The sequence below is a fragment of the Acinetobacter sp. AYS6 genome (genome assembly GCF_025630795.1).
Classification (GTDB): domain Bacteria; phylum Pseudomonadota; class Gammaproteobacteria; order Pseudomonadales; family Moraxellaceae; genus Acinetobacter.
Genome location: NZ_JAOTNV010000006.1, coordinates 273029 through 297736 on the forward strand (window position 1 = coordinate 273029; position 24708 = coordinate 297736).

The window sequence follows — 24708 nt, forward strand, 5'->3', positions numbered from 1 at the left end:
ATTACTCTATTGTGTCAGAATTACGGATTAATTTGAGTTCAATGCACTAATCTGTATGGATTTTAATCGCATGGGTTGGTTCAATGAGATTAAGTTTTTATAAAGTATTACCAGATAACGAATAATACTTTAAAGATTTGATAGAGATACGGAGTAAAGTTATGAATATCAATATGCTCATGCAGCAAGCGCAGCGCATGCAAAAAGATATGGAAACAAATATAAAAAAGGCTAAAGAAGAGCTTGCTCAAACTGAAATCCAAGCAGAAGCTGGTGGTGGTTTGGTTAAAGTAACCATGAATGGGCGCTATCTTGTAAAACGTATCGAAATTAACCCTGAATTACTTCAAGATGAACCAGATATGATTGAAGATTTGATTGCAGCCGCGGTAAATGATGCGGTACGTCAAGTAGAAGTTATTTCAGAAGAAAAAATGCAAAAAGCAAATTCTGGTATGGGCTTGCCACCTGGCCTAGCGGGTATGTTCTAAGGAAACTCTGTGTTTAGTGATAGATTTGAACAACTCGTTCAAGCTTTACGTATATTGCCTAGCGTTGGTCCGAAGTCGGCTCAACGTATGGCATTACATCTTTTGATGAAAAATCGAGAAGGTGCTTTCGCATTAGCTCATGCTTTACATGAAGCTTCAAGTTATATTCATGAGTGCAGCATTTGCCATTCTTTAACTGAACATGAAATTTGTGATATTTGCGCCTCAACTGAGCGAGAAGATCAACTATTGTGTGTGGTTGAATCACCAGCAGATGTAATGGCGATTGAGCAAAGTGGTAGTTTCCGTGGTAAATATCATGTTTTAGGCGGGCATCTTTCTCCCTTAGACGGCATTGGTCCAGAAGAAATTGGTATTCCTTATCTGATTCAGCGTCTAAGTCAAGGCACTATTGAAGAAGTGATTCTGGCAACAAATGCAACTGTAGAGGGGCAGGCGACCGCTCATTATTTGGTAGAGGCGACTAAACACTTGCCTATACAAATGACACGTATTGCTCAAGGTGTACCACAAGGTGGTGAACTTGAGTATGTGGATAGCCATACTTTAAGTCAGGCCGTTCATAATCGTATGAGAATGAAATAAGCATTCCGATGCTTATTTCATTGCTGTGCTATAAAAATGAATTAAATTTATTAATTTAGCTATAAAAGGCCAATATTATTTTGTGTCTTATTAAAAAATTGTTTAAATAAAATATGAAATTCCAACATCATGAAAATGATCTTAGAGATTTTAAAGAATGAAAATGGGGAGTTAACTTTAAAAATATAAATAAAAGATTAAAAAATTATCTATTTTCGAAAAATTGTTCAAAAATAGAGTATTCATAAAGGTTTAAGTGGTAATTTTCTACTTCTATGTTATATATACCAGAGTTCTAAGCACTCTTTGCATTTACTTGAGAAAGCATGTTTCAGTTTATCCAACAGCAAACCGAATTGGTTGATGTTCTTCAAAAAATGGATCAATGTTCGATATATGGACTTGATACAGAATTTATTAAGGTTGACACACTCTGGCCTAAACTTGGGGTATGCCAAGTCAATGTAAATGGTAATGTCTATCTGTTGGATGGTGTTTCATTAGATCTAAGTCAGTTTTGGAAAAAAATATTTCTCGCTCAGCAAAACATTTTTCATGCATGTGGGGAAGACATCGATTTAATCTATCATTACGCTGATCAAGAAGATCTGCTTAATGTGTTTGATACTCAAGTAGGGCTTTCTTTCTTAGGCCATGGGCTGCAAGTAAGTTACCAAGGTGCTTTGAAGCTTTGTCTCGACATTGATATTGAAAAAGATCAAACAAGATCTGATTGGTTGGCTCGACCTTTATCGCCTCAGCAACTTTGTTATGCGGCCAATGATGTTCTCTATATAATGAAGTTAGCTCATCATATTCAAGAACAGCTTAAGCAAAAAGGGCTTTATGACTATGTTCTTGAAGATTGTAGTAGTTTAACGAAAGAAATTATTAGTGAAACGCCTACAGAGTTGCTCTATACCGATGTGGGTAATTATCGTCACTCGCGCCGTCAATTGATGCAACTGCAAAATTTAAGTGAATGGCGTGAATACATTGTTAAAGCAACAAATCAGCCACGCAGTTTTATTCTTAGAAACTCAACCATGATTGATATGGTTGAAAAGAATCCACGTAATAATTTCCAGCTCTCGCAAGTTAAAGATATTCGTCCAAATGTAGTTCGTGAATATGGAAAAACTATTTTAGAATTACTTAAAGATTTACCGAATGAAAGTGAATGGCCAACACGAATTGGCAAACCTTTTAAAGTAACGTCTAAAGAAACTCTACATAAAATGGATATGGTGCTTGCCCATGCAATAAGTGAAACTTCTATTCCTAAAGAAGTATTACTTAGAAAAAAATGGCTAAATGCCATTCATCAGCATGTTCTTTCTCAAGGGGACGAGCAAGATTTACCGGATTATTTATTAGGCTGGCGTTACGAGCTATTAACGCAACCATTAATTCAGTTATTTCAAGAAGAAAAAGAAAGTCTATCTATTTAAAATGATGTGATAGTTAAAATTAAAAAAGCTCATCTTCGTGATGGGCTTTTTTAATTAAGAATAGGAAATAGTTTAAATTGATTATTTTTATTTAAAAATAATAGATATTTAATATTAATAGTTAATAAAATAAATAATTATATTAGTTATATTAAATAATCAAATCGTTTTTAAGCGAATAAAGGTGATGAACTGAATAGGTTTTAATTTGTAAAATTGATAATGAATTAAATTAACCGATTCAGTGAGAAAAATTCAATTGATTAAACATACAGGTCTGTATATTCTTGGATGCAAGAAAAACAATTTCAACATAGATAATATATAACTATAATTTTGTTTCGGTGCAGAAATAAAAAAGCCTACCCAATTGGGTAGGCTTTTTATTTTTAATGATATAGGTCAATTAAAATGTTAGTACGTTATTAAATTTTAAAAATTAAGGATTCATATTTTACGGATTTTCTATGTACGAACCTGCAAGTTCAGCTCCAAGTTCTTCAGCTTTTTGAAAAGCATGTTCTAATGATTCTATATGTCGTTTATCACCAAACTCTTGATATTCTGAAGCAATTTCATAAATTTTTTCTATGCCTAAATATTTACTGAGTGTGCGAAGATGAGGTACCAGATGATTCATGTTGTGACGAATACCATCTTTCTCAAAACCAAACTCCCCACTAGAGGTGATAATAATTAAAATTTTTCCAGATAAAATAGGTTTTAAAGGAAAGTCTCTTCGAGTAAGGTCAAAATCAAATGTCTTATTAATTCGAATTACTTGGTCAAACCATGCTTTAAGTTGAGCCGGCATACCGTAATTGTACATAGGAGACGAAATTAAAATAATATCTGAGCTCGAAACTTCAGCTATTAATTGATCTGATATTGATAAGACATCACATTGAGCTCGAGTTCTTTTATTTTCGGGTGTGAATACGGCATCAATCCAGTTCTGAGTAATAAATGGGGGCGGATTCATTCCCACATCACGATAAATATACTCATCCATCGGTCGTTTATTTTTCCATGAGCTGACTAATCGGTTGGCAATATTTTTTGAAATAGAATTATGATTTGGATTGGGGTTAGTTGCAGCTCGTACGCTTGCATCAATGTGTAACATCTTAGACATCACGAATTCCACATAAGGGTTAGGAGTTAACTCATTTTGTGTTTTAAAAGAGAAGTAGACAAACGAGAAAATTACAGCTATAGATGATTTTAAATCACCTATAAGTATAATTTAGGAAAAAGTATGCAGGTCTCTTTGCAAGCACTTAAGGCATTTGAATCAGCTGCTCGGTTGGGGAGTTTTAAATTGGCTGCTGAAGAGCTTTCGCTAACGCCGACTGCAATTTCCCATCATATTGCCAATCTTGAAAGCAGATTAAATGTTGATTTATTTCATCGACAAGTAAGAAAAATAACGCTTACAACCACAGGTGATAGACTGGCTGTAGCTATTTCTGAAGGATTTCGTAAAATTGAAAATGCGCTAGATGAAATAACAATAAATGGAAATACACTCAGAGTCGCAACTACTTCTTCATTAGCAGCAATGCTGTTAATCCCTTCAATAAATGAATTTTATCAATTACATCCTGAGATCTCAGTTGAATTTTCTACAGGTGAAGCTTTAGAAAGTCATTTATATACATTGCCTATTCGATATGGGAAGGTATCTTCAGTACCTTCTAAAGATGTTCTTAAATATGAGTCTTTTAATGTATTTGGTTCATCCAAACTTGATCTTTCCAAATATACGAGTGGGCCAATAACGCTATTCACTACGGAATGGAAAAATAAAGCATTACCAAGCCCACCATTAGAAAATTGGCTTGAGGCGAATGGATGGGATCAAACTAAAATAACAATTAAGAAATTTGATCAGGAAATTTTTGGCATACATGAGGCATTAGCGGCTAATGGACTCGTATTTTGTTCTTCTACACTTGCCCAGAGATTCATTAAAGCAAATCTTATACAACAACTTAAAACTAAATCAGTTCAATCAGAGCTGTGTTACTACATTCCAAATAAGGAGGATTTTAAAAATAGAAATGCCAGAAAATTTGTTGAATGGATAGAAAAGATATTTAATCAATAGGCTTATATTTGTGATTGAAATTCACTACATAACATTAAAACTTATATAGGCTTTTTATGCTATAAACTTAGATAAATTAATAATTAGAGAGATAAATATGCTTAATAACTTTAGTGCTGAACAAGCGCGTCAAAATGCTAAAAATTTTAAAATCAATCAAGAGGCCATATTAGAAAAAATTTTAATTAGTACTGAGTCTGAATCTAAGGAGGGGAAGCGAAAAGCAACTTTCCAGTTTCCTGTTGATGCTGTAAGTCCTGATCATCTAACCTCAGTAGAAGAGGAACTTAGGGGAAGAGGCTTTAATGTTTCAACCAATATTGAACACTCTGGTACTACAATAACGATAGAAATAAGCTTCTAATTATTGCTGCATTTTAAATAAACCACCCTTAAAAACAGGGTGGTTTTTTGCATGTTTTTTCGTGATCTAGGAAAAGTAAAAATAAATTTGTTTACATTTAAACCTATGTTAATCATGATTTTATTTGACAGGTTTTATCATCTTCTGTAGCTTTACTTTTTGAGTGGAATATAGATATGAACTTCCAAACAATACTTTTATCTTTCAAAAATCAATCTACTGGTACAGATGCATTTAAAGATTTAAAAAATGCTTGTGAACAGTCTCTTAAAGAATCTCAAAATATAAAAGAAAAAGCAGCCGTCTATTTAATCTATGGTTTTGCACGTAGTTACGTAATTTTATATGAAGATGAAGCAGTAACATCTGAATTTGCCAACATCTCTAAGACTACGCTCATAGGTTACATGGAGTGCCTCAATGAAGCTCTATTAAGCCAAGATGATAGCGCTATTTTGAATGCTTTAAATCAAGTAAGTCTTGACTATATAAAGAGTTCTCGAATTTTCTAAATATCTTTAACTAATTTTGATAAAAATACTTCTTTAGCTTGGGCTAAAGAAGTATTCAAAGTTTGTATTAATGAGACTTTTTCTTACCGCCACCATCTTGTTTATTGACAGTGGACCATGCAATTCGTTCAGCTTCTTCTTGGGAATGACCTTGGTCTACTTCACTCTCAACAATATGTTTAGCCTTACGTTTTTGCTTTGCTGTGTAAGCTGTTTTATCACCGCGAGGCATAAGTTCATCCTCCACATCTATTATTAAGATAATTATTATTAAAACATAACTAGCATTTAAACCAGTTAAGTAATGTCTGCTAATGTGTATTAAGTAGTTAGAAGTTTTACTCAAGTGTGAATTTGAAAAAGGAAATACCTAACTTTAATATGATAAATTTCATGGTATTAAAGGATGGAAGTGTTAAAAACAGATCACAAAAATTACTCAGTAACGAACGTTTTCTTATTTTTTCTAAAACTGTTTTTATTTTATTAAAACCAATAATTATAATTACTGTTTAAAATCAAATGTTTATTTGTTTTATATGGAAACTAGCTTTTGTTTGGAACAAAGTTATTATCGACCTTAATCAAGGTTGTAGGTTAATATTTCCTAAGAATTAAAAAAACGACTGATGCGTAAACAAACCTGCGTGTGTGAGTCGTTTTTTTTCATGTATGCTGTCCTTAGTTCAAGAGTTGATTTGAAATGCACTGTGATATTTATAGATCGAGCAAAAAAGATGAAATGTACATGTATATTGCTCGTCCAAACTATCCTGACGATGCGGAACAAGCTGATCCGTTTGAAAATGTTCCTGAAGCTGTTTTACAAGCGTTTGGTCGTGCAACGTTTGTCATGCATTTAGAATTAGCTCCAACACGTAAATTGGCGCGTGCTAATGTTTTACATGTTTTAGACTCATTACAAACAAAAGGTTTCTTTATTCAGATGCCGCCAGAAGGGTTAATTAATCCAAATGCGGTTGAACCAGAGGGCTTACGTGGTGCGTGAAAATCAAACTGGAATAATGAATCAATTATTCTCTTTTTTGGATGTTATTCCTGAAGATGCTATTGCTTTAACAGCTTATGGAATAGGCGCTATTATTGCTTTATGGTGTTGGTGGCGATTAATGCGTCGTCTTCCTACAACTTTTGGTGCAATTAGCTGGCTTGTTGTATTTGCTATTTTAGTTACCCCAACAGTGTCTGAAGGGCCAAATGCATCGGTAGCACCTGCTATTTTTGGACTACTATTTGGTGTTTTAACCAAAGATAGCCCTCTAATTTGGTCAAATTTATCTTTAATTCTGTTTGTAGTTGGTCTAGGTTTGGTTGTTGGTTATTGTTGGTCAAAATATTCAACAAACAAAAGCATGCGTTCCATCTAACCATTGAAATAGAAAAATAAGGTCTTTACATGTCTGCTGATACCCAACATTTTACTGGTACAGATCAATATATCGCGACTGACAGTCTTAAGCTCGCTGTAAAAGCAGCTCGTGCTTTACAAAAGCCTTTACTGGTTAAAGGTGAACCGGGTACGGGCAAAACTTTACTCGCTGAACAAGTAGCAGAAAGTTTGGGTTTAAAACTCATTACTTGGCATATCAAATCGACAACCAAAGCACAGCAAGGGTTGTATGAATATGATGCTGTTTCTCGTTTACGAGACAGCCAGTTAGGTGATGATCGCGTTTACGATATTAAGAACTATATTAAACCCGGTAAATTGTGGGAAGCTTTCACAAGTGAAGAGCGTTGTGTCTTGTTAATTGATGAAATTGACAAAGCCGATATCGAGTTTCCAAATGACTTGTTGCATGAACTCGATAAAATGTCTTTCTATGTTTACGAAACGAGTGAAACCATTACGGCAACACAACGCCCAATCGTCATTATTACCTCGAATAATGAAAAAGAGTTACCAGATGCTTTCTTGCGTCGTTGTTTCTTTCACTACATTGAGTTTCCAGATGAAGTGACCATGCGAGAAATTATCGATGTTCATTTCCCGAATATTTCTGCAACACTGGTCAACGAAGCTTTACAGGTTTTCTTTAAACTACGTGAAATTCCTAATTTAAAGAAACCACCATCAACTTCTGAATTAATTGATTGGTTAAGCTTGCTCATGGCAGATGATATGCCTGAAGATGTATTACGCAATCGCGATACATCAAAAGCGATTCCACCTTTATATGGTGCGCTGATCAAAAACGAGCAGGATGTGCAACTCCTCGAACGTTTGGCTTTCATGTCTCGACGTTAAAGGAGGGAATAACCCATGTTTGTGCGGTTATTTTACACCTTACGTAAATACGGTGTTCCAGTTACAACTCGTGAGCTTATTGACTTAAATCGTGCTGTGAGTGAAGGCTTGGTTTTTGCTGATCAAGAAGAGTTTTATCAACTTGCTAAAACAATTTTAGTTAAAGATGAACGCTTTTTTGACAAGTTTGATCGTGCCATGAAAGATTATTTTGATGGCATTGAAACCTTTGATCTGGACGAGTTACTCAAGCAAGTTCATAAGTTGCCAAAAGACTGGTTTGATTTAGAACTTTTAGAAAAGCATTTAACTCCTGAACAACGAGTTGAACTCCAAAAAGCAGGTTCCTTAGAAGAACTGATGAAAATGCTGGAAGAGCGGTTACGCGAACAGCATAAAAAACATCAGGGTGGCAACCGTATGGTTGGCACAGGGGGAACCTCACCTTTTGGGGCCTTTGGAGATCATCCAGAGGGCGTCAGAATTGGTGGACCAGGGCGTAAACGTTCGGCGGTTAAAGTCTGGGAACAGCGTAAATATCAAAATTTAGATGATGACCAAGTTCTTGGTACTCGTCAGATGCAAATTGCTTTGCGCCGTTTGCGTAAATTTGCCCGTCAAGGTGCAGCTGAAGAGTTGGATGTTGACGGTACAATCCGTGAAACAGCCAAGCAAGGTATTCTTGATGTTCAAATGGTACCTGAGCGTCGAAACCGAATAAAAGTGCTGATGTTGTTCGATGTAGGCGGTTCGATGGATGCTCACATTGCCCAATGCGAAAAACTCTTTAGTGCCGCTAAAACTGAGTTTAAAACACTTGAGTACTTTTATTTCCATAATTGTCTCTATGACTATGTTTGGAAAGATAACCATCGCCGTACAGCTACGCGTATGAATACATGGGATCTGTTTCATACCTATGGACGCGACTATCGCGTAATTGTAGTAGGTGATGCCAGTATGGCACCTTATGAGCTGAAATCGGTGGGTGGTTCGGTTGAATATATGAATGATGAAACAGGTGAAGTTTGGTTACGCCGCCTACGTCAACATTTTGATAAAACAGCTTGGTTAAACCCTGAAACAGAAGGGTATTGGCATTACACTCAAACCATTGGTTGGATTAAAGAGATTTTTGAAAATCATATGTATCCAATGACTCTAAAAGGCATTGAGGATTTGACGCGTTACCTTTCTCGATAAACTTAATAACTTTAATAATTTAAAAAAGAGGGATGATATGCAACATCAAATTAACGGTATTGCTTTGCCGAATGAACAAGGATTTTTTGGTGAATATGGCGGACAGTTTATTCCGCCGCATTTAAAAGAAGCAATGGATGAGATTAATGTTGCTTATGAAGAAATTCGCCATACTTCTGAATTTCAAGATGAACTATCAGACCTCTTTTCAAATTATGTAGGCCGCCCAAGCCCTTTATTTCACGCGAAACGTCTTTCTGAACAGTTAGGTGGTGCACAAATTTATTTAAAGCGTGAAGACTTGAACCACACAGGTGCTCACAAAATCAATCACTGCTTAGGCGAAGCTTTACTTGCTAAATATATGGGTAAAAAGAAAGTTATTGCTGAAACAGGTGCTGGTCAGCATGGCGTTGCTTTGGCAACCGCTTGTGCATTAGTAGGCATTCCCTGTGAAATTCACATGGGTCAAGTAGATATTGAAAAAGAACATCCAAATGTGGTCAAAATGAAAATTTTGGGTGCTGATTTGGTTGCAGTAACACGTGGTACAGCCACGTTAAAAGATGCTGTAGATAGTGCATTTGAAGAATATTTAAAAGATCCAAAAAACTTTATATATGCCATTGGTTCTGTCGTAGGCCCGCATCCATTTCCTAAAATGGTTCGTGATTTCCAATCGATTATTGGCAATGAAATTAAAGCACAAACGCATCAGCGTTTTGGGAAAAGCCCTGATTATGTTGTGGCATGTGTCGGCGGTGGTTCAAATGCAATAGGTGCATTTACTGCATTTTTAAATGACTCAGATGTAAAACTGGTCGGGGTTGAACCAGCTGGACATGGTTTAGAAACCAATATGCATTCAGCAACGCTAACTTTAGGTAAGCCAAGTCAAATTCATGGTATGGCGTGTTATGTGCTTGAAAATGAAGCTGGTGTACCTTTACCCGTGCATTCTATTGCTTCAGGATTAGACTACCCAGGTGTTGGACCACAACACAGTTTTTTAAAAGATTTAGGACGTGTTGAATATAGCACTGCAACTGACCAAGAATGTTTAGATGCTTTTATGACACTTTCTCGTGTTGAAGGCATTGTTCCAGCGCTTGAAAGCTCACACGCTGTCGCATGGGCAATTCGTGAAGCGCCAAAACTGTCGAAAGAAACCATGATTGTGGTAAATCTGTCGGGGCGTGGAGATAAAGATTCTGACTACGTTGCCGAAAAGCTTAAGCTTTAAGCTAACTAAACTCGAAAAGCGGTCAGTATGTAAAGGCCGCTTTTTTTATTTTAAAAAGTTAAATTGATCTCTAGTTAAAAGTTCATTATTTCTTAATTAAAACAAAGTATTCTGATTTTAATGTGTGATTGTTAGAGATAGGCGTGTAAAACTCCTGTTCACAAGGCAAAGCGTTGCTTTGCTGTACCTCACTCAGTAGAATAGTCACTTTGCAAAATTTGCCTTTGGAGACGCCTAAGTGGAGCGACCGACGATTAGCCCTGAAAATTTACAGGAAGCGGCTGAAAATTTATCAACAATTCGAGATTTTATTCGTTTTGGGGTATCAGCATTACGTCAACATGATGCACATTTAGGACAAGGTACTGAAGATTATTTTGCAGAAAGCTCTGCATTAGTTTTACAAACCTTATCTCTTGAATGGTCAGCAGACGCAGAAATTCTAGATGCTAAACTTTTACCAAGTGAGAAAGCAGAATTCTTAAGTTTGTTGGAGCGTCGTATCAATGACCGTATTCCAACATCTTACCTATTAAACCTTGCTTATTTCTTTAATAAGCCATTCTATGTAGATGAACGTGTACTCATTCCTCGTTCACCAATTGCAGAATTAATTGAGCAACGTTTTGCACCATATTGTTTAGATGAAAATGGTCAAATGCGCGAAGCTCTCAATAATTTGCCAGAAAATGCAAAACCTAAAACGCCACAACGTATCTTAGATATGTGTACAGGTTCTGGATGTATTGCAATTGCTTTGGCTTATGCATATCCAGATGCTGAAATAGATGCAACTGACATTTCTAAAGAGGCTTTAGAAGTTGCTTCAATTAATACAGAACACCACAATAAGCAATATCAAGTTGCATTACTTGAATCTGATTTATTTGCAAAGATTCCAGCTGAAAACCAGTACGATTTAATTGTAAGTAACCCACCGTACGTTGATGCTGAAGATATGGCTGACTTACCAGAAGAATTTTTACATGAACCTGAACTTGCATTGGCAGCAGGTCAAGATGGTTTAGACTTAGTTCGCAAAATGCTTGCACAAGCGGCAGATTACTTAACTGAAGATGGCCTTATTGTCATTGAAGTTGGTAATTCTGAATGGTCAATGCGTCAGAACTTTAATACGATTGATTTCAACTGGCTCACTTTCCAAAAAGGTGGTTCAGGTATTTTTGCTTTGACTGCTGAACAATGTCGCCGTTATAGAAAACTATTTGAAGAGCAAATATAAGGAGTTGGGCATATGGCAGGGAATAGTATTGGACAACTCTTTCGTGTAACTACTTGTGGCGAATCTCATGGCGTTGGCTTAATGGCAATTGTTGATGGTGTGCCACCGGGCCTTGAGCTGTCTGAAGAAGACTTACAAAAAGACCTAGACCGTCGTAAACCGGGTACTTCTAAATTTGCGACTCAACGCAAAGAGCCTGATCAGGTTAAAATCATTTCGGGTGTTTTCGAAGGTAAAACGACAGGTACGCCAATTGGTTTATTGATTGAGAATACTGATCAAAAATCGAAAGATTATGGCAATATTGCCCAAACTTTTAGACCTGGCCATGCCGACTATACATATACGCAAAAATACGGTTTTCGTGACTATCGGGGCGGTGGCCGTTCAAGTGCTCGTGAAACAGCTATGCGTGTTGCAGCAGGCGCAATTGCTAAAAAATATTTAGCAGAAAAATTTGGTGTCTTGATTCGTGGTCATGTTACTCAAATAGGCAATGAAGTTGCTGAAAAACTGGATTGGAATGAAGTTCCGAATAATCCATTTTTCTGCGGTGATGTAGACGCTGTTTCACGTTTTGAAGCTTTGGTGACTTCTTTGCGTGAACAGGGAACAAGCTGTGGTGCGAAGCTAGAAATTTTAGCTGAAAAAGTTCCTGTAGGTTGGGGTGAGCCTGTTTTTGACCGTTTAGATGCTGACATTGCTCATGCAATGATGAGTATTAATGCGGTTAAAGGTGTTGAAATTGGTGATGGTTTTGCGGTTGCTGGACAGTTTGGTCATGAAACACGTGATGAATTGACCAGTAATGGTTTTTTGGCGAATCATGCTGGCGGGATTTTAGGTGGTATCTCAAGTGGTCAGTCCATTCGAGTTGCTATTGCACTAAAACCAACAGCTAGCATTACCACACCGGGTAAAACGATTAATTTGAATCGTGAAGATACCGATGTATTGACTAAAGGTCGTCATGACCCATGCGTGGGTGTACGTGCGACACCGATTGCTGAAGCAATGTTAGCGATTGTGTTAATGGACCATTTTCTACGCCATCGCGCTCAAAATGCAGACGTTATTCCGCCATTTTCTCCAATTGAACCATAGTCATAATTTTTGACTTGATTAAATAAATCCCTATATTTAACTTTAATATGGGGGTTTAAATTTTTATATTCTTGAGTTTGATTAACTTTAAATTATTTCTTGTTTTATAATCTCTATGTAAATATAATATCGTGCGATTTATTTTGAATATATTTATCTGTAGAAGTTGGAAATTAAATCTTATTAATTTTTTTACTTCACCAGATATTTATATTTATCTCTTAAAGTTAATTTGATTCAAATTACTTTTATATAAGTTATTACATATTTAAATTTTTATTACTTTAAACAAATAGTTTTCAACGTCATCATTGAAATTGGGGAAATATCAATGAAGCAGAGCACATATAGAATTGGCTGTATGTCAAAGGATAGGCTATTGCCTAAAAATTTACAGGCAATGATAAAAGTTATTCATGACTTATCTTTGTCATCTCATCTTTTGGGGAATTGGATATATAGTGAAGATAATCCAGATATACATATTATTGATTTAGATAGTGGCTATACCAATATACTTATTCCTAAAAAAATTAAGATTGTATTAAGTAATAATCCTGAGCTCTTAAAGGGCTATCAGTATGGTTTGAAGAGACCTATAAGATATCAAGAACTTCTAAATATTTTGCAAGAGGTTGAGAAGAATGAATATTTTAAAATCGGACATCAAGAACGTATAATTAATAAAGAAAATAGGGTATCTAAAAATCATTTAGAAACAAAAATTATTTATAAGCTTGTTTGTTATCCAAACTTTAAAAATATTCATGCAGAGCAGATTGTTAATGTTACTAGAGTTTGTGCTTTATTATCTATTGAATCAAAAACAGCTCAAGAAATTAAGAGGTTTTTAAATTTATCTATTGATGAAATACAAAAAATTATAGAAATAATAAAAAAGGAAGCCTATCCAAATTATGAAACAATACATGAGAATATTGTGTCGATTTTACCATTTTCAGCTGAAGCTATTTCCACTACACCGCAAAGAGAAGATCAAAATTCATTATTTTATTTTTTAATAAGATTTTGGAAGAAGTTGAAAGGTGAGCTCTAATGAACTTAATTTTTTCTATATTAGATTAGCTGTGGTTAGTAATTTTTACTAACTAAAAATAATATCTTGATGTATAGAAAGGAGCTAATTTTATATAAGTCATTTTAACAAATGGTTTAAATTTAAATAAAAGAAAATTTCCTACTTAAGAGTTCTAAATTAAGTTTTAGCTTTACCACGGATGGAAAAGCTAATTGTGTATTTCTATTCATTTTAATTGAAGAAGAAGCGATAAAAGAAACTAAAAGATAATAATTAGTCAAAAATTATTTTGAATACAAGTCTGACTTTTTAAGTTAAATCTACAATTTGTTCTTCGTTTACAGCAATTTTATATTGATTACGTCCATTAGTTTTCGCTTTATACAAAGCATGATCAGCACGGGCTACAAAAGCAGAAATTGAATCATTTAGACGTGGGATTGTGGTTGCAACTCCAACACTAATGGTGACATTTGGTGATACCTCACTACATGGGTGCTTAATTGCAATTTTATTAATGGCATTCATTAAACGTTCGACTTGGATCAAGGCTTGCTGAGCGTTTGTCATTGGAAATAGCAGTAAAAACTCTTCACCACCATAACGAGCAACTAAATCACCACTGCGAGCAGCAATCGAAGAAATAGCAATTGCGATTTCTTTTAAGCATTCATCGCCCTTTAGATGTCCCAAGGTATCATTGTAAGATTTAAAATAGTCGATATCGACCATCATGATCGTAAGGGGTGTTTCATGTCGTAAAGCACGGCGCCATTCGTTATCCAGTGTTTCGTCTAGATAGCGTCGATTGGCTAAACCAGTAAGTGCATCTTGCTGGGAAAGCAAAGATAATTGCTGTGCTTGCTGCATCAGCTCAATGCGATTCAGCTCGATCATGCAGTTTTGTAAGTAGTTTTCTCGATGTTGGCGGTCAGTTGCATAGGCGAGGGTCATTCCCAAGAAGCTACTGAAGGTGTAAGTTCGGTTCAAGAAAGTCCAGTCGATCACCCCATTTAAGTAGTTACTTGCCAAAATTCCAACAAGTCCTCCAATCCATCCAGCAAATATGGCGGTATAAAAACGCATACCCACTGCACCATAGATAATTACAATCGCATACATCATGGCTGCATGAAAAAGAACGTTCTCTTGGCCATTTTCTATAACGTTAATTAAAATAAAAGTAATTGCTACCGCTAAAGCTGAGCCAATTCCTACATAATAATCAAAATACTGATTTAATTTTTTAATAAACGATAAAATCCAGGCAAGAAAAATAATTACACCTACCCAAGAATAATAACTAAACCAGGGTAAAACTTGCTCAGTTGGCAATACTTGATATATACCAAAGCTTAAAAATATATATAATATTAAAATAATAGGCGCTCTATAGCGGAACTCATAGGCAGCACCGTTTTGGTATTGAAAACGATAAATCGTTTCAAGCTGCTTTGGAAACCATACGAAGTTTAATCCTCGTGTGGTTAATAAATCTATTTGTTCTTGTCCCAATATATTGGAACCCTGCAACTTCATAATTAATGCTCTCTATATTGGAAGTTGTCATAAAATGAGACTTATTTTAGTAAAGTTCCATCTAAAAATATTGATTATATAATGTGTGGATTATTCAAAATAATAATACAGTTTTTTTAAAAAAGTAATGATTTTTATCTGCGTTAAGTGTGATAAAAATCACGACATTTCAATGATTAGCGTAACAATTATCTAAAGAGTTACAATCCATCGAAAAAAGTTACAAATGGTCGATTAACGATTGTATCTTTATCATTTTCGGATAGACTTGTAGCGTGAAATACAGATGATTGCTGTCATATAAATAGGAAAATTAGCAATGACTGCTCTAAATCAATATGGAATGCATTTAGAAATTACACCGCATAATGGATGGTCACAGCAGTTCTGGGATGACCTGCTACCAGCGAAAGAACGGGTAAGTAAACATCCGTTTTTTTCAGAAATGGCCAATGGGGGATTGAGCCTAAATAGTTTCCGTTATGCTTTACTTAATTTCTATCCTTTAGTCGCCCATTTCCCGTCATATATGGCTGGAGCATTAGCCAAAGCCACCATGTTCTCTGAACCCGGAGTTACAGAAGCACGAGATTGGTTAATCCAAAATATTAAGGTAGAAGAGCGACACTTAAAATGGTATCGCGATTGGGCTGGAGGTTTTGGCTTAACTGTTAATGAGCTTGATAACGTAAGACCACCTGCTGCTATGAATGCGGTGAACCATTTCTTATGGAATATGAGTCATCGGGGTAATTTAGCAGAATGCCTTGCTGCAACAAATTTGGCAATTGAATGGGCAACCGGAGATTGGTCCATTCAAGTCTATAAGGGGATTCATACCTATACTAATCATCCTGAAGTAACGATTGATAAACGTTCTTTGGCTTGGTTACGTGCTCATGCCCACTATGATGATCTGCATCCTTATGAAGCCATGGAGCTGATTAAGCGTTTATGTAATGATCGTCCTGACTGGCAGCGAAAAGCATTTCATGCTGCTGAAGAAGGGCTGCGATATTATGAATTAGCTTTAGATGATTGCTATAAGGTACAGCTTCAAGCCTCTGCTTGATCTCACCTTAAAAAGGGAGAATATCGTATGGATATTCTCCCTTTTATTTTATTCGAGTAATTTTAACAGCTTTGTTCGATAAGGCGTTTCTTCGGGTAATAATTCAAGCAAACGCTCAACAGCATCTACACGGTCTGGAACACGGCTGACTACCCGTAATAATTGGTCAACATCTTCAATCTGGTAAATCACATGACTTAAGCGAGCATCAAAACAGTCTCTCCATGCACACAAAAATGGACTTTCCGATTTAGCTAAAAAACTCCCTCTATAGAGCGTTAATGTTGTTGCTGTGAAGCCTAAATTTAAGGCTTGTTCTGCCATTAAAAAATCACATTGGATTTCACAATTAAGTCTGTAAGGGCGTGACTCAATTACATCGGGAATCAAGTTTCTGAGTTGAGAAAGTTCTGCTTTTAAAGTGGTGGTACTTACTGGCCGGTCGCCATATAAAGCATAGTGAAGCTCTTCAAGGTTAATTCCTTCGGGACAAAGCGTGAGAATGCATAGAATTTCAATTTGACGTTGAGTTAATGTCAGGCTGTGTTGGTTATATTGAATTTTTGGTGTTCCAAAGGCCTTAATATATAAAATATTTTTTTGATGAAGTTGAATGGCTTGTTTTACAATATCGGCACATCGCTCAACAGCTAAAAGACCAAGAGAATTATGCTTATGAGATTTAGTCGATAAATTCATAATGCCGTAAAATTGGCCTGTATTTGTATCGGTAATTGGTGCTGCATAGCAGACCCAGTCTCTGACGCTATTCATTTGGTTTTCGTGTGAGTAAACGCAGTTAGCTGAATGGGTGTTTAGTGCTAAACCAATTGCATTTTGTCCTACTGCTTGAGTAGACCATTGACCACCTTCAACAAAATGAACCTGTTCTGCCGATGAACGCATGGGATGGCTACTCCATGTCCAAAGTAGCGTACCATGTGGGTCGGTCACGCCGATTGCCATATCGGCATCTTCAGCAATATGCATTAAATTCCGGTGACACTCATGAATAGAACGCCCGAATAATGAATGTTCCCATTCTTCGGTGAGGTCAAATAACGGAGCCGCTTCAAGGTCAACAGGTGGCTTTTTTCCTAATTGTTGAGAATGAGATGACTTTTCTGGCCGGAATAAAGACGGCGTAGTATCTATAAAAGGCGATGATAATTGTTCTGACATATCCATATCGAAATTCCTTTATCATTGAAATGGCGTATCCGTAGCCGCTCAACAGGTATAACTTTCTTATTGTGACTATTTCCTCGTTATCTCCTTACCTTAAATACTTTTATAAGTCTTGACCATTATCCTATTGGATAAGTTTTGTTAATTGCCTGATCGTTACGATAGGACATCTTGTCGACTAAAAGGCTTTGGTACAGATTCTCCAAAATATTGCCGATCAGCAAAGTAGCTAGAACGGACCATAGGTGCACTCCAGATATTTTTAAAACTTAACCGTTTACCATGTTGTGTGTATCTTTCAAATTCTTGTAAATTTACAAACCGATGAATAGGCGCATGTGACTTTGAAGGCTGCAAGTATTGCCCAATGGTAATCAGATCTACTTGATAATCTTTTAAGTCATTGAGTAGAGCAATAACTTCTGCTTCAATTTCTCCTAACCCAACCATTAAACCGGATTTGGTTTTGATGTCAGGACAATATGCTTTAAAGCGCTTTAGTAACTCTAATGAGTGCTGATAGTCTGAACCTGGGCGCATTGTTTTATATAAACGCGGAACAGTTTCAATATTATGATTAAATACATCAGGAGGAGATAAGCTCAAAGTCGAAAGAGCTGTCTCTAAACGTCCGCGAAAATCTGGCACTAAAATTTCAATCAAAGTTTCTGGGCAGCGTTTTCTAATTTCTTCAATGCACTTTACAAAATGAGCGGCGCCACCATCATGTAGATCATCACGGTCTACAGAGGTAATCACGACATATTTTAAGTTTAAGTTTGCGACCGTCTCTGCCAAATGTTTAGGTTCATCTTCGTCTAAGGGTTTTGGGCGGCCATGAGCGACATCACAGAATGGACAACGTCTGGTACAGATGTCTCCCATAATCATAAATGTTGCCGTACCTCCACCAAAACATTCGGGTAAGTTTGGACATGCTGCTTCTTCGCAAACACTATGTAATTTCTGTTGGCGCAGCAAATTTTTTATACGTTTGATTTCTTCAAAATCGGTTATTTTTGCTCTAATCCAGTCTGGTTTAGTCGGTAATTCTTCTGTTGGTAAAACTTTAATAGGAATGCGAGCCACTTTATCAGCTCCCCGCAATTTAATGCCAATTTCCACTTGTCTTTTAAAATCCATATTATTAATTCCATTTTATTTAAAACTTTCTTAAACTCCTGTTTCTTTAAATTGTAGATTTATTTAAATCATTTTAATAATCAAAATTAATTAAAGCACAGGGTGTGGCTAATATTCTAAAATAATAAAGGTTGGTTAAAGGTTTGTTCTATACCTTGTTGAAAATTATAAAAAAATTTTAAATTTATTTTTGCTAGTTAAGTTTTTGAAAATAAAAAATTAATAACCATTAAATTTATTTAAAACTTTTTAGTCTAATAGAATATTAATTTGATTTGAGCTTTATTATTTATAGCGAAATATATTTTTTGCTGAAACTTGGTTGGTTTTAAATAATCAAGATAATAAAGGAAAAGGATATGCAATTAACGGAAGAGCAATTACTCGCAGCATATAAAAGCATGCGTGATATTCGTGAATTTGAGGATCGACTTCACGAAGAAAATACCAATGGTGATATTCCAGGTTTTATTCACTTATATAGTGGTGAAGAGGCGGTAGCAGTCGGGATTTGTGAAAACCTAACCGACAAAGACTATATCACTTCGACACACCGTGGACATGGACACTGTATTGCAAAAGGCTGTGATATTCACGCCATGATGCTGGAAATTTTCGGTAAAGATGATGGCCTGTGCCGTGGAAAAGGCGGTTCTATGCATATTGCCGATTTAGATAAAGGTATGCTCGGTGCCAACGGGATTGTGGGTGGCGGGCCTCCGTTGGCAATTGGTGCAGCATTGACAGCAAAAACCTTAAAGACTGGTGGTGTCGGGCTGTCTTTTACAGGGGATGGAGGTTCAAACCAAGGTCTTACTTTCGAAGCAATGAATATGGCAGTTGTGCTTAAACTTCCAGTTATTTTTGTCTTTGAAAATAACGGTTTTGGTGAGGGTACTGGCCATGATTACGCCGTCGGAAGTAAAGACATTGCAGGACGTGCAGCAGGGTTTGGTTTACCAGCCGTTAAAGTCGATGGTACCGATTTCTTTGCAGTCTATGAGGCCGCTCAAACTGCGATTGAACGTGCACGCCGTGGCGAAGGTCCAAGCGTCATTGAAACCATTACTAACCGTTTTTATGGACATTTTGAAGGTGACCCAGGGCTTATTCGCTCAAAAGAGGAAGTCGACTTCGTTAAAGAAAATAAAGACCCTTTAAAAATTTTCCGAGAAAAAGTTAAAGGCAAAATTGATGAAGCCAAATTAGACGAGATTGATGCAATGTCTAAGGCGAACGTTGATGATGCAGTTGCTAAAGCTCGCGCTGCGGCATATCCAAAACCAGAACAACTCCTTACCGACGTCTATGTCTCTTACTAAAGGAATAGTAAAGATGCCAAATAAAAGTTTTCGTAATGCGATTAAAGAAGCTATTGAATCAGAAATGCGCCGTGACCCAACTGTGTTTGTGGTGGGGGAAGATGTGCGTGGTGGTCATGGCGGTAAAAATACCGAAGAGAATGAGCTTGAAGGCTTCGGTGGTGTGCTGGGTGTAACTAAAGGTTTATGGACAGAGTTTGGTTCAGAGCGTGTTATTGATACGCCAATTACTGAATCAGCAATTATTGGTATGGCTGCTGGTGCTGCAGCAACAGGTTTACGTCCTGTTGCCGACTTAATGTTTATGGACTTCTATGGCGTTTGTCATGACATGCTTTATAACCAAGCTGCAAAGTTCCGTTATATGTTTGGTGGCAAAGCAAAAGCGCCAATGGTGGTACGCGGCATGATTGGTGCAGGTTTTTCTGCGGCAGCTCAGCATTCGCAGTCACCATATAACGTATTTGCTGCAGTTCCGGGCTTAAAAGTTGTGGTTCCATCTAGCCCATACGACGTGAAAGGGCTACTAATTCAGGCTATTCGTGATGATGACCCTGTAGTGTTCTGTGAGCATAAAATGCTCTACGACATTAAAGGTGAAGTTCCAGATGATGCCTATACCATTCCTTTTGGTGTAGCAAATTACACCCGTGAAGGGACAGATGTGACCATTATTGCTTTAGGCCTGATGGTACACCGTGCCAATGAAGTAGCGGATAAACTGGCAAAAGATGGTATTTCGGTTGAAGTGGTCGACCCTCGTACAATTTCACCTCTGGATGAAGAAGGAATTTTAGAGTCTGTTGCATCAACTGGGCGTGTGGTTATTGTGGATGAATCAGCGGCACGCTGTGGTTTTGGGCATGATGTTGCTGCGCTGGTCGCACAAAAAGGTTTCCACTATTTGAAAGCACCTGTTGAGCTTGTAACGCCACCACATACGCCTGTTCCATTCTCTCCAGTTTTAGAAAAAGAATGGATTCCAAGTGTAGAGCGTATTGAGCAAGCTGTGCGAAAAACATTGGAGGCTTAGGATGAGCGAAATTAAAACGCTGGAGATCCCGAAATGGGGATTATCCATGGAAGAAGGCACGATTGCCCAATGGTTGATTAAAGAAGGCGATAGCTTTAATAAGGGCGATGAAATTTGTGAAATTGAAACCACAAAAATCGTCAATGTATTAGAAGCGCCTTTTGCTGGAACTCTCCGTAAAATTTTAGCAAAAGATGGTGATACTTTACCTGTCGGTGGTCTTATTGCTGTATGTGCTGAAAGCCAAGTTTCTGATGCAGAAATTGAAACTTTTATTGCATCACTAGGTGGTTCAGCAGCTAAAGCCCCGGAAGCACCTTCGGAGCAAAGTAAAGCGGAAACATCTGCACCTGTTGCTGAAAAAGCGGATCAACCACAGTCTGTGGTTGCAAGCACTTCAGCTCCTGCAAAGGTCGCTAAAGGTGACTATGCTGTACCTGAGTCATTACAAGGCTATCAAACATCTGATGATTTGTTTGCAACACCACATGCGTTAAAGCTTGCAGAAAAGCACAATGTAAACTTGGCAAAAGTCACAGGTTCTGGTCGTGAAGGCCGCATTAGTATTCAAGACATCCAGAAGGCTGTACAGGCTGCTGGTGGTCAATGGCCTGATATTAAGCAGCAAACTCAAGCTAAAGTAGTTAAATCTACTGCTGATGATAGCCAAGTTTTAGCGACACCTGTGGCACGCCGTTTAGCAAAACAATGGGGCATTAACCTAAATGACTGTCGTGTTTCAGGTACTCGTGGCCGTGTCTGTAAAGAAGATGTTGAAGCGGTTTACTATCGTAATAACCCAACGTCGGTAAATGAACCATCGACTCAATGTGCTGTTCAACAACAATCGACTATTACGACTGTCGCGATGAATGGTATGCGTAAAGCGATTGCTTCACGGCTACAGGCTGCAAAACGTAATGCACCGCATTTCCGCTTAGTGGTCGATCTAAACGTAGAGGCTTTGCAAAATTTACGTAAACAGATTAATGAGACCGTTCCACAAGTCAAACTTTCTATTAATGACATGCTAATTAAAGCTGCTGCTGCGGCTTTGATTAAAGTGCCTGAGGTGAATGTTCAATTTGATGAGGCGACTCAATCAATTTTACAGTTCTCTCAAGCGGATATTTCGGTGGCCGTGGCTATTCCAAACGGTTTAATTACACCCATTGTAAAAGCAGCAAATCAGAAGTCTTTAGCACAAATTTCCGACGACATGCGTGATTTGGCAACGCGTGCCAAGACTGGCAAGTTACAACCAGACGAGTTTCAGGGCGGTAGTTTTAGCATTTCAAATTTAGGAATGTTAGGCATTAAACAGTTCGATGCGATTATCAACCCACCGCAAGGTGCAATTATGGCATTAGGTGCTTCTGAATATCGAGCTGTTGTTGAAAATGGCAATGTAGTGGTTCGTGAGATTGTCACAGCGACATTGTCATGTGATCACCGAGTTATTGATGGTGCAGTTGGGGCGAAATTCTTGGCCAGCTTTAAGCAGTTTGTTGAAAATCCTGCTTTAATTTTGGTGTAGGAGAACCCGCATGTCAGAAACTCAATTTGATTTAATTGTGATTGGCGCGGGACCGGGTGGGTATGTGGCTGCAATTTGTGCAGCCCAGCTCGGGTTAAAAACCGCAATTGTAGAAGAGCAACATTTAGGCGGAATTTGCCTAAATTGGGGCTGTATTCCAACCAAAGCTTTGCTTGCAGGAGCAGAGCTAGCAACCCAGTTTAAACATGCTGGACAGTTTGGTTTTCAGGTATCCCAACTCGATTTTGATATTCAAAAGCTTGTGCAGCATAGCCGACAAGTTTCAGCACAGCTGGTACAAGGCATCGATTACTTACTTAAAAAGAATCAGGTGACGGTTTTTAATGGTCGTGCTCAGCTTACGGCTAAAGAAAAAATTGAAGTGACCGATGCTCAAGGTAACAGTCAGGCTTTGAGTGCGCCACATATTATTTTGGCAACTGGAGCTAAAGCTAGACACGTTCCTCAGCTTCCTGTCGATGGAACATATGTGTGGAGTTATAAAGAAGCGCTTGTACCAGAGCAATTACCAAAAAGCTTATTAGTTGTAGGCTCGGGTGCAATTGGTAGTGAGTTTGCTAGCCTTTATCAAGATTTGGGGTGTCAGGTCACTCTTATTGATTTAGCCAAGCAAATTTTACCAACCGAAGATGCAGAAGTTGCTCAATTTGTCAGAAAACAGTTTGAACAAAAAGGAATGAAAGTCTTAACCGATGCTGTTGTTCAAAGTATTCAAATTGAAAATGGGCAAGTTCACTGTGTGATTGAAACGGCAAATGACGTTCAAACGCTTGTTTTTGACCGTGTGCTTTCGGCAATTGGTGTACAGCCTAATACCATGGGATTAGGACTGGAACGTTTAGGTGTAGAACTCAATCCACAAGGTTTTGTGGCAATTGATGACTATTGTAAAACCAATGTAGCGGGGCTTTATGCGATTGGTGACCTTGCCGGAGCGCCGTGTCTTGCCCACAAAGCAAGCCATGAAGCCATGATATGTGTTGAGAAAATTGCTGGTGTAGCAAACGTCCATTCACTCGATCGTAGCCAGATTCCGGGATGTATTTTTACGCATCCACAAGTGGCGAGTATTGGTTTAACGGAAAACGCAGCAAAAGCTAAGAATCTACCTATACGAATCGGTAAGTTTTCTTTAACTGCAAATGGTAAAGCTTTAGCAATTGGAGATGCGTCAGGTTTCGTTAAAACGGTGGTACATGCAGAAACGGGTGAATTACTTGGTGCACATATGGTCGGCCATGAAGTGACCGAACATATCCAAGGATTTGCCATTGCGAAATATCTAGAAGCAACTGATGAAAGTTTAGCTCAAGTGATTTTCCCGCATCCAACCTTATCAGAAGCCATGCATGAATCCATTTTGGCTTCAATGCAACGAGCGATTCATATGTAGAAATTCTGCATTTACAGGAGTTGAACATGGTTAAGGGACTAAAAGATAAAGTTGTACTAGTGACAGGGGCAGCTCAAGGCATTGGCCGTGGGATTGCCCTGCGCTTGGCGCAAGAAGGAGCACATATTGCATTAGTTGATATGAAACAAGATCGACTGAATGATATGCAGCAGGAAATTCAGGCTTTAGGTGTAAATGCGAGTACATTTATTGCCGATGTCAGTGACCGCGAGCAAGTCTATGCCGCTATAAATCATGCTGAAGAAAGTCTTGGCGGGTTTGATGTCATGATTAATAACGCTGGAATTGCACAGGTTCAGGCGATTGCGGATATCACACCCGACGAATTTCAAAAAATTGTTGATATCAATATTGGTGGAGTGCTGTGGGGAATACAGGCTGCTGCTGCAAAATTTAAGCAACGCCATCATAAAGGTAAAATCATAAATGCTTGCTCAATTGCAGGCCACGATGGGTTTGCTTTACTCGGTATTTACTCGGCAACTAAATTTGCGGTACGAGCACTTACCCAAGCTGCGGCAAAAGAATATGCCAGTCACGGTATTACGGTAAATGGATATTGTCCCGGAATTGTCGGAACTGACATGTGGGTTGAAATCGATAAACGTTTTGCTGAAATTACCGGTGCCGCAATTGGTGAAACTTATAAAAAGTATGTGGAAGGTATTGCTTTAAGTAGAGCCCAAACACCAGACGATGTAGCCGCATTAGTTGCTTTTCTGGCAAGTGAAGATTCGGACTATATAACGGGTCAATCCATTTTAACGGACGGCGGAATAGTCTATCGCTAAAACAACATCCTGA

General features: G+C 37.6%; 25 protein-coding genes. 20 read left to right on the forward strand and 5 right to left on the reverse strand.

Annotated features, from left to right (window positions below; translation table 11 throughout):
• Window positions 1–161 precede the first annotated feature (161 nt).
• The 3 genes from OD757_RS09615 (at window position 162) to OD757_RS09625 (ending at window position 2548) form a co-directional block, all read left to right on the forward strand.
• Window positions 162–491 (forward strand): YbaB/EbfC family nucleoid-associated protein, encoded by a 330-nt coding sequence (locus OD757_RS09615; protein WP_009387148.1) that lies wholly within the window; start codon window positions 162–164, stop codon window positions 489–491.
• Window positions 492–500: 9 nt separating this feature from the next.
• Window positions 501–1097 (forward strand): recombination mediator RecR, encoded by a 597-nt coding sequence (recR, locus tag OD757_RS09620; protein WP_009387101.1) that lies wholly within the window; start codon window positions 501–503, stop codon window positions 1095–1097.
• A 326-nt stretch (window positions 1098–1423) separates the two neighbouring features.
• Window positions 1424–2548 carry a ribonuclease D gene (locus tag OD757_RS09625; RefSeq protein ID WP_009387188.1) on the forward strand — a complete coding sequence of 375 codons (1125 nt, stop codon included), beginning with the start codon at window positions 1424–1426 and terminating at the stop codon, window positions 2546–2548.
• A gap of 454 nt (window positions 2549–3002) precedes the next feature.
• On the opposite strand, the gene OD757_RS09630 is transcribed toward OD757_RS09625, so the two are convergent.
• Window positions 3003–3686, reverse strand: a complete 684-nt coding sequence (locus tag OD757_RS09630) for an FMN-dependent NADH-azoreductase (protein WP_263031708.1) — start codon at window positions 3684–3686, stop codon at window positions 3003–3005.
• Window positions 3687–3806: 120 nt separating this feature from the next.
• Here OD757_RS09630 and OD757_RS09635 point away from each other — a divergent pair, with 120 nt between their 5' ends.
• From OD757_RS09635 to OD757_RS09645, 3 genes are all read left to right on the forward strand, one after another.
• Window positions 3807–4658: a LysR family transcriptional regulator gene (locus OD757_RS09635; protein WP_263031709.1), complete on the forward strand. Its 852-nt coding sequence runs from the start codon at window positions 3807–3809 to the stop codon at window positions 4656–4658.
• Between the two features lie 97 nt (window positions 4659–4755).
• The gene (locus OD757_RS09640) at window positions 4756–5022 is read left to right on the forward strand and encodes a hypothetical protein (RefSeq protein WP_263031710.1); all 267 of its coding nucleotides are present in this window, start codon (window positions 4756–4758) and stop codon (window positions 5020–5022) included.
• A gap of 176 nt (window positions 5023–5198) precedes the next feature.
• Window positions 5199–5534 carry a hypothetical protein gene (locus OD757_RS09645; protein ID WP_009387077.1) on the forward strand — a complete coding sequence of 112 codons (336 nt, stop codon included), beginning with the start codon at window positions 5199–5201 and terminating at the stop codon, window positions 5532–5534.
• A gap of 67 nt (window positions 5535–5601) precedes the next feature.
• Here OD757_RS09645 and OD757_RS09650 read toward each other — a convergent pair whose 3' ends face one another.
• Complete coding sequence (locus OD757_RS09650; RefSeq protein WP_009387116.1) at window positions 5602–5766, reverse strand: hypothetical protein; 165 nt, start codon at window positions 5764–5766, stop codon at window positions 5602–5604.
• A 471-nt stretch (window positions 5767–6237) separates the two neighbouring features.
• On the opposite strand from OD757_RS09650, the gene OD757_RS09655 reads away from it, so the two are divergent.
• The 8 genes from OD757_RS09655 (at window position 6238) to OD757_RS09690 (ending at window position 13653) form a co-directional block, all read left to right on the forward strand.
• Window positions 6238–6543 carry a YcgL domain-containing protein gene (locus OD757_RS09655; protein ID WP_005304960.1) on the forward strand — a complete coding sequence of 102 codons (306 nt, stop codon included), beginning with the start codon at window positions 6238–6240 and terminating at the stop codon, window positions 6541–6543.
• Window positions 6536–6922 carry a hypothetical protein gene (locus tag OD757_RS09660; protein WP_263031711.1) on the forward strand — a complete coding sequence of 129 codons (387 nt, stop codon included), beginning with the start codon at window positions 6536–6538 and terminating at the stop codon, window positions 6920–6922. Before OD757_RS09655 ends, OD757_RS09660 begins: the two co-directional genes overlap by 8 nt.
• 29 nt (window positions 6923–6951) lie before the next feature.
• Complete coding sequence (locus tag OD757_RS09665; RefSeq protein WP_004642719.1) at window positions 6952–7803, forward strand: AAA family ATPase; 852 nt, start codon at window positions 6952–6954, stop codon at window positions 7801–7803.
• Window positions 7804–7818: 15 nt separating this feature from the next.
• Window positions 7819–9006, forward strand: coding sequence for a vWA domain-containing protein (locus OD757_RS09670; protein ID WP_263031712.1), 1188 nt, complete (start codon window positions 7819–7821; stop codon window positions 9004–9006).
• Window positions 9007–9043: 37 nt separating this feature from the next.
• A complete protein-coding gene (trpB, locus tag OD757_RS09675; protein WP_263031713.1) occupies window positions 9044–10249 on the forward strand; it encodes a tryptophan synthase subunit beta in 1206 nt (401 codons plus the stop codon).
• Window positions 10250–10487: 238 nt separating this feature from the next.
• Entirely contained in the window at window positions 10488–11492 is a 1005-nt protein-coding gene (gene prmB / locus OD757_RS09680) for a 50S ribosomal protein L3 N(5)-glutamine methyltransferase (protein WP_174766025.1), read from the forward strand.
• A gap of 12 nt (window positions 11493–11504) precedes the next feature.
• Entirely contained in the window at window positions 11505–12596 is a 1092-nt protein-coding gene (gene aroC / locus OD757_RS09685) for a chorismate synthase (RefSeq protein WP_009393354.1), read from the forward strand.
• A 331-nt stretch (window positions 12597–12927) separates the two neighbouring features.
• Window positions 12928–13653, forward strand: a complete 726-nt coding sequence (locus OD757_RS09690) for a hypothetical protein (RefSeq protein ID WP_263031714.1) — start codon at window positions 12928–12930, stop codon at window positions 13651–13653.
• 291 nt (window positions 13654–13944) lie between these two features.
• Here the strand turns inward: OD757_RS09690 and OD757_RS09695 are convergent, their stop codons facing one another.
• Window positions 13945–15174, reverse strand: coding sequence for a GGDEF domain-containing protein (locus tag OD757_RS09695; protein ID WP_009393400.1), 1230 nt, complete (start codon window positions 15172–15174; stop codon window positions 13945–13947).
• A gap of 319 nt (window positions 15175–15493) precedes the next feature.
• Between OD757_RS09695 and OD757_RS09700 the strand changes: the two genes are divergently transcribed.
• Window positions 15494–16246: a TenA family transcriptional regulator gene (locus OD757_RS09700; protein WP_009393398.1), complete on the forward strand. Its 753-nt coding sequence runs from the start codon at window positions 15494–15496 to the stop codon at window positions 16244–16246.
• 48 nt (window positions 16247–16294) lie between these two features.
• Here OD757_RS09700 and OD757_RS09705 read toward each other — a convergent pair whose 3' ends face one another.
• Together OD757_RS09705 and lipA are read right to left on the reverse strand one after the other, a co-directional pair.
• Window positions 16295–17434, reverse strand: a complete 1140-nt coding sequence (locus OD757_RS09705; protein ID WP_263031715.1) for a transcriptional regulator — start codon at window positions 17432–17434, stop codon at window positions 16295–16297.
• Window positions 17435–17590: 156 nt separating this feature from the next.
• A complete protein-coding gene (gene lipA / locus OD757_RS09710; RefSeq protein ID WP_263031716.1) occupies window positions 17591–18577 on the reverse strand; it encodes a lipoyl synthase in 987 nt (328 codons plus the stop codon).
• A gap of 359 nt (window positions 18578–18936) precedes the next feature.
• On the opposite strand from lipA, the gene OD757_RS09715 reads away from it, so the two are divergent.
• Genes OD757_RS09715 through OD757_RS09735 form a run of 5 tightly spaced genes read left to right on the forward strand, consistent with a single transcriptional unit; the run spans window position 18937 to window position 24695 of the window.
• Window positions 18937–19899 carry a thiamine pyrophosphate-dependent dehydrogenase E1 component subunit alpha gene (locus tag OD757_RS09715; RefSeq protein ID WP_263031717.1) on the forward strand — a complete coding sequence of 321 codons (963 nt, stop codon included), beginning with the start codon at window positions 18937–18939 and terminating at the stop codon, window positions 19897–19899.
• A 13-nt stretch (window positions 19900–19912) separates the two neighbouring features.
• Entirely contained in the window at window positions 19913–20932 is a 1020-nt protein-coding gene (locus OD757_RS09720) for an alpha-ketoacid dehydrogenase subunit beta (protein ID WP_004792520.1), read from the forward strand.
• A gap of 1 nt (window position 20933) precedes the next feature.
• Window positions 20934–22469, forward strand: a complete 1536-nt coding sequence (locus OD757_RS09725; RefSeq protein ID WP_263031718.1) for a 2-oxo acid dehydrogenase subunit E2 — start codon at window positions 20934–20936, stop codon at window positions 22467–22469.
• 10 nt (window positions 22470–22479) lie between these two features.
• Window positions 22480–23883, forward strand: coding sequence for a dihydrolipoyl dehydrogenase (gene lpdA, locus OD757_RS09730; RefSeq protein ID WP_263031719.1), 1404 nt, complete (start codon window positions 22480–22482; stop codon window positions 23881–23883).
• 26 nt (window positions 23884–23909) lie between these two features.
• Window positions 23910–24695 (forward strand): acetoin reductase, encoded by a 786-nt coding sequence (locus tag OD757_RS09735; protein ID WP_263031720.1) that lies wholly within the window; start codon window positions 23910–23912, stop codon window positions 24693–24695.
• The last annotated feature ends 13 nt before the right edge of the window (window positions 24696–24708 follow it).

Excerpts from the sequence above, each read along its gene's own strand:
- OD757_RS09615 (WP_009387148.1), top strand. The coding sequence starts at position 162 with ATGAATATCAATATGCTCATGCAGCAAGCGCAGCGCATGCAAAAAGAT.
- OD757_RS09625 (WP_009387188.1), top strand. The coding sequence starts at position 1,424 with ATGTTTCAGTTTATCCAACAGCAAACCGAATTGGTTGATGTTCTTCAA.
- OD757_RS09635 (WP_263031709.1), top strand. The coding sequence starts at position 3,807 with ATGCAGGTCTCTTTGCAAGCACTTAAGGCATTTGAATCAGCTGCTCGG.
- OD757_RS09640 (WP_263031710.1), top strand. The coding sequence starts at position 4,756 with ATGCTTAATAACTTTAGTGCTGAACAAGCGCGTCAAAATGCTAAAAAT.
- OD757_RS09645 (WP_009387077.1), top strand. The coding sequence starts at position 5,199 with ATGAACTTCCAAACAATACTTTTATCTTTCAAAAATCAATCTACTGGT.
- OD757_RS09650 (WP_009387116.1), bottom strand. The coding sequence starts at position 5,766 with ATGCCTCGCGGTGATAAAACAGCTTACACAGCAAAGCAAAAACGTAAG.
- OD757_RS09655 (WP_005304960.1), top strand. The coding sequence starts at position 6,238 with ATGCACTGTGATATTTATAGATCGAGCAAAAAAGATGAAATGTACATG.
- OD757_RS09665 (WP_004642719.1), top strand. The coding sequence starts at position 6,952 with ATGTCTGCTGATACCCAACATTTTACTGGTACAGATCAATATATCGCG.
- OD757_RS09670 (WP_263031712.1), top strand. The coding sequence starts at position 7,819 with ATGTTTGTGCGGTTATTTTACACCTTACGTAAATACGGTGTTCCAGTT.
- trpB (WP_263031713.1), top strand. The coding sequence starts at position 9,044 with ATGCAACATCAAATTAACGGTATTGCTTTGCCGAATGAACAAGGATTT.
- aroC (WP_009393354.1), top strand. The coding sequence starts at position 11,505 with ATGGCAGGGAATAGTATTGGACAACTCTTTCGTGTAACTACTTGTGGC.
- OD757_RS09690 (WP_263031714.1), top strand. The coding sequence starts at position 12,928 with ATGAAGCAGAGCACATATAGAATTGGCTGTATGTCAAAGGATAGGCTA.
- OD757_RS09695 (WP_009393400.1), bottom strand. The coding sequence starts at position 15,174 with ATGAAGTTGCAGGGTTCCAATATATTGGGACAAGAACAAATAGATTTA.
- OD757_RS09700 (WP_009393398.1), top strand. The coding sequence starts at position 15,494 with ATGACTGCTCTAAATCAATATGGAATGCATTTAGAAATTACACCGCAT.
- OD757_RS09705 (WP_263031715.1), bottom strand. The coding sequence starts at position 17,434 with ATGGATATGTCAGAACAATTATCATCGCCTTTTATAGATACTACGCCG.
- lipA (WP_263031716.1), bottom strand. The coding sequence starts at position 18,577 with ATGGATTTTAAAAGACAAGTGGAAATTGGCATTAAATTGCGGGGAGCT.
- OD757_RS09715 (WP_263031717.1), top strand. The coding sequence starts at position 18,937 with ATGCAATTAACGGAAGAGCAATTACTCGCAGCATATAAAAGCATGCGT.
- OD757_RS09720 (WP_004792520.1), top strand. The coding sequence starts at position 19,913 with ATGCCAAATAAAAGTTTTCGTAATGCGATTAAAGAAGCTATTGAATCA.
- OD757_RS09725 (WP_263031718.1), top strand. The coding sequence starts at position 20,934 with ATGAGCGAAATTAAAACGCTGGAGATCCCGAAATGGGGATTATCCATG.
- lpdA (WP_263031719.1), top strand. The coding sequence starts at position 22,480 with ATGTCAGAAACTCAATTTGATTTAATTGTGATTGGCGCGGGACCGGGT.
- OD757_RS09735 (WP_263031720.1), top strand. The coding sequence starts at position 23,910 with ATGGTTAAGGGACTAAAAGATAAAGTTGTACTAGTGACAGGGGCAGCT.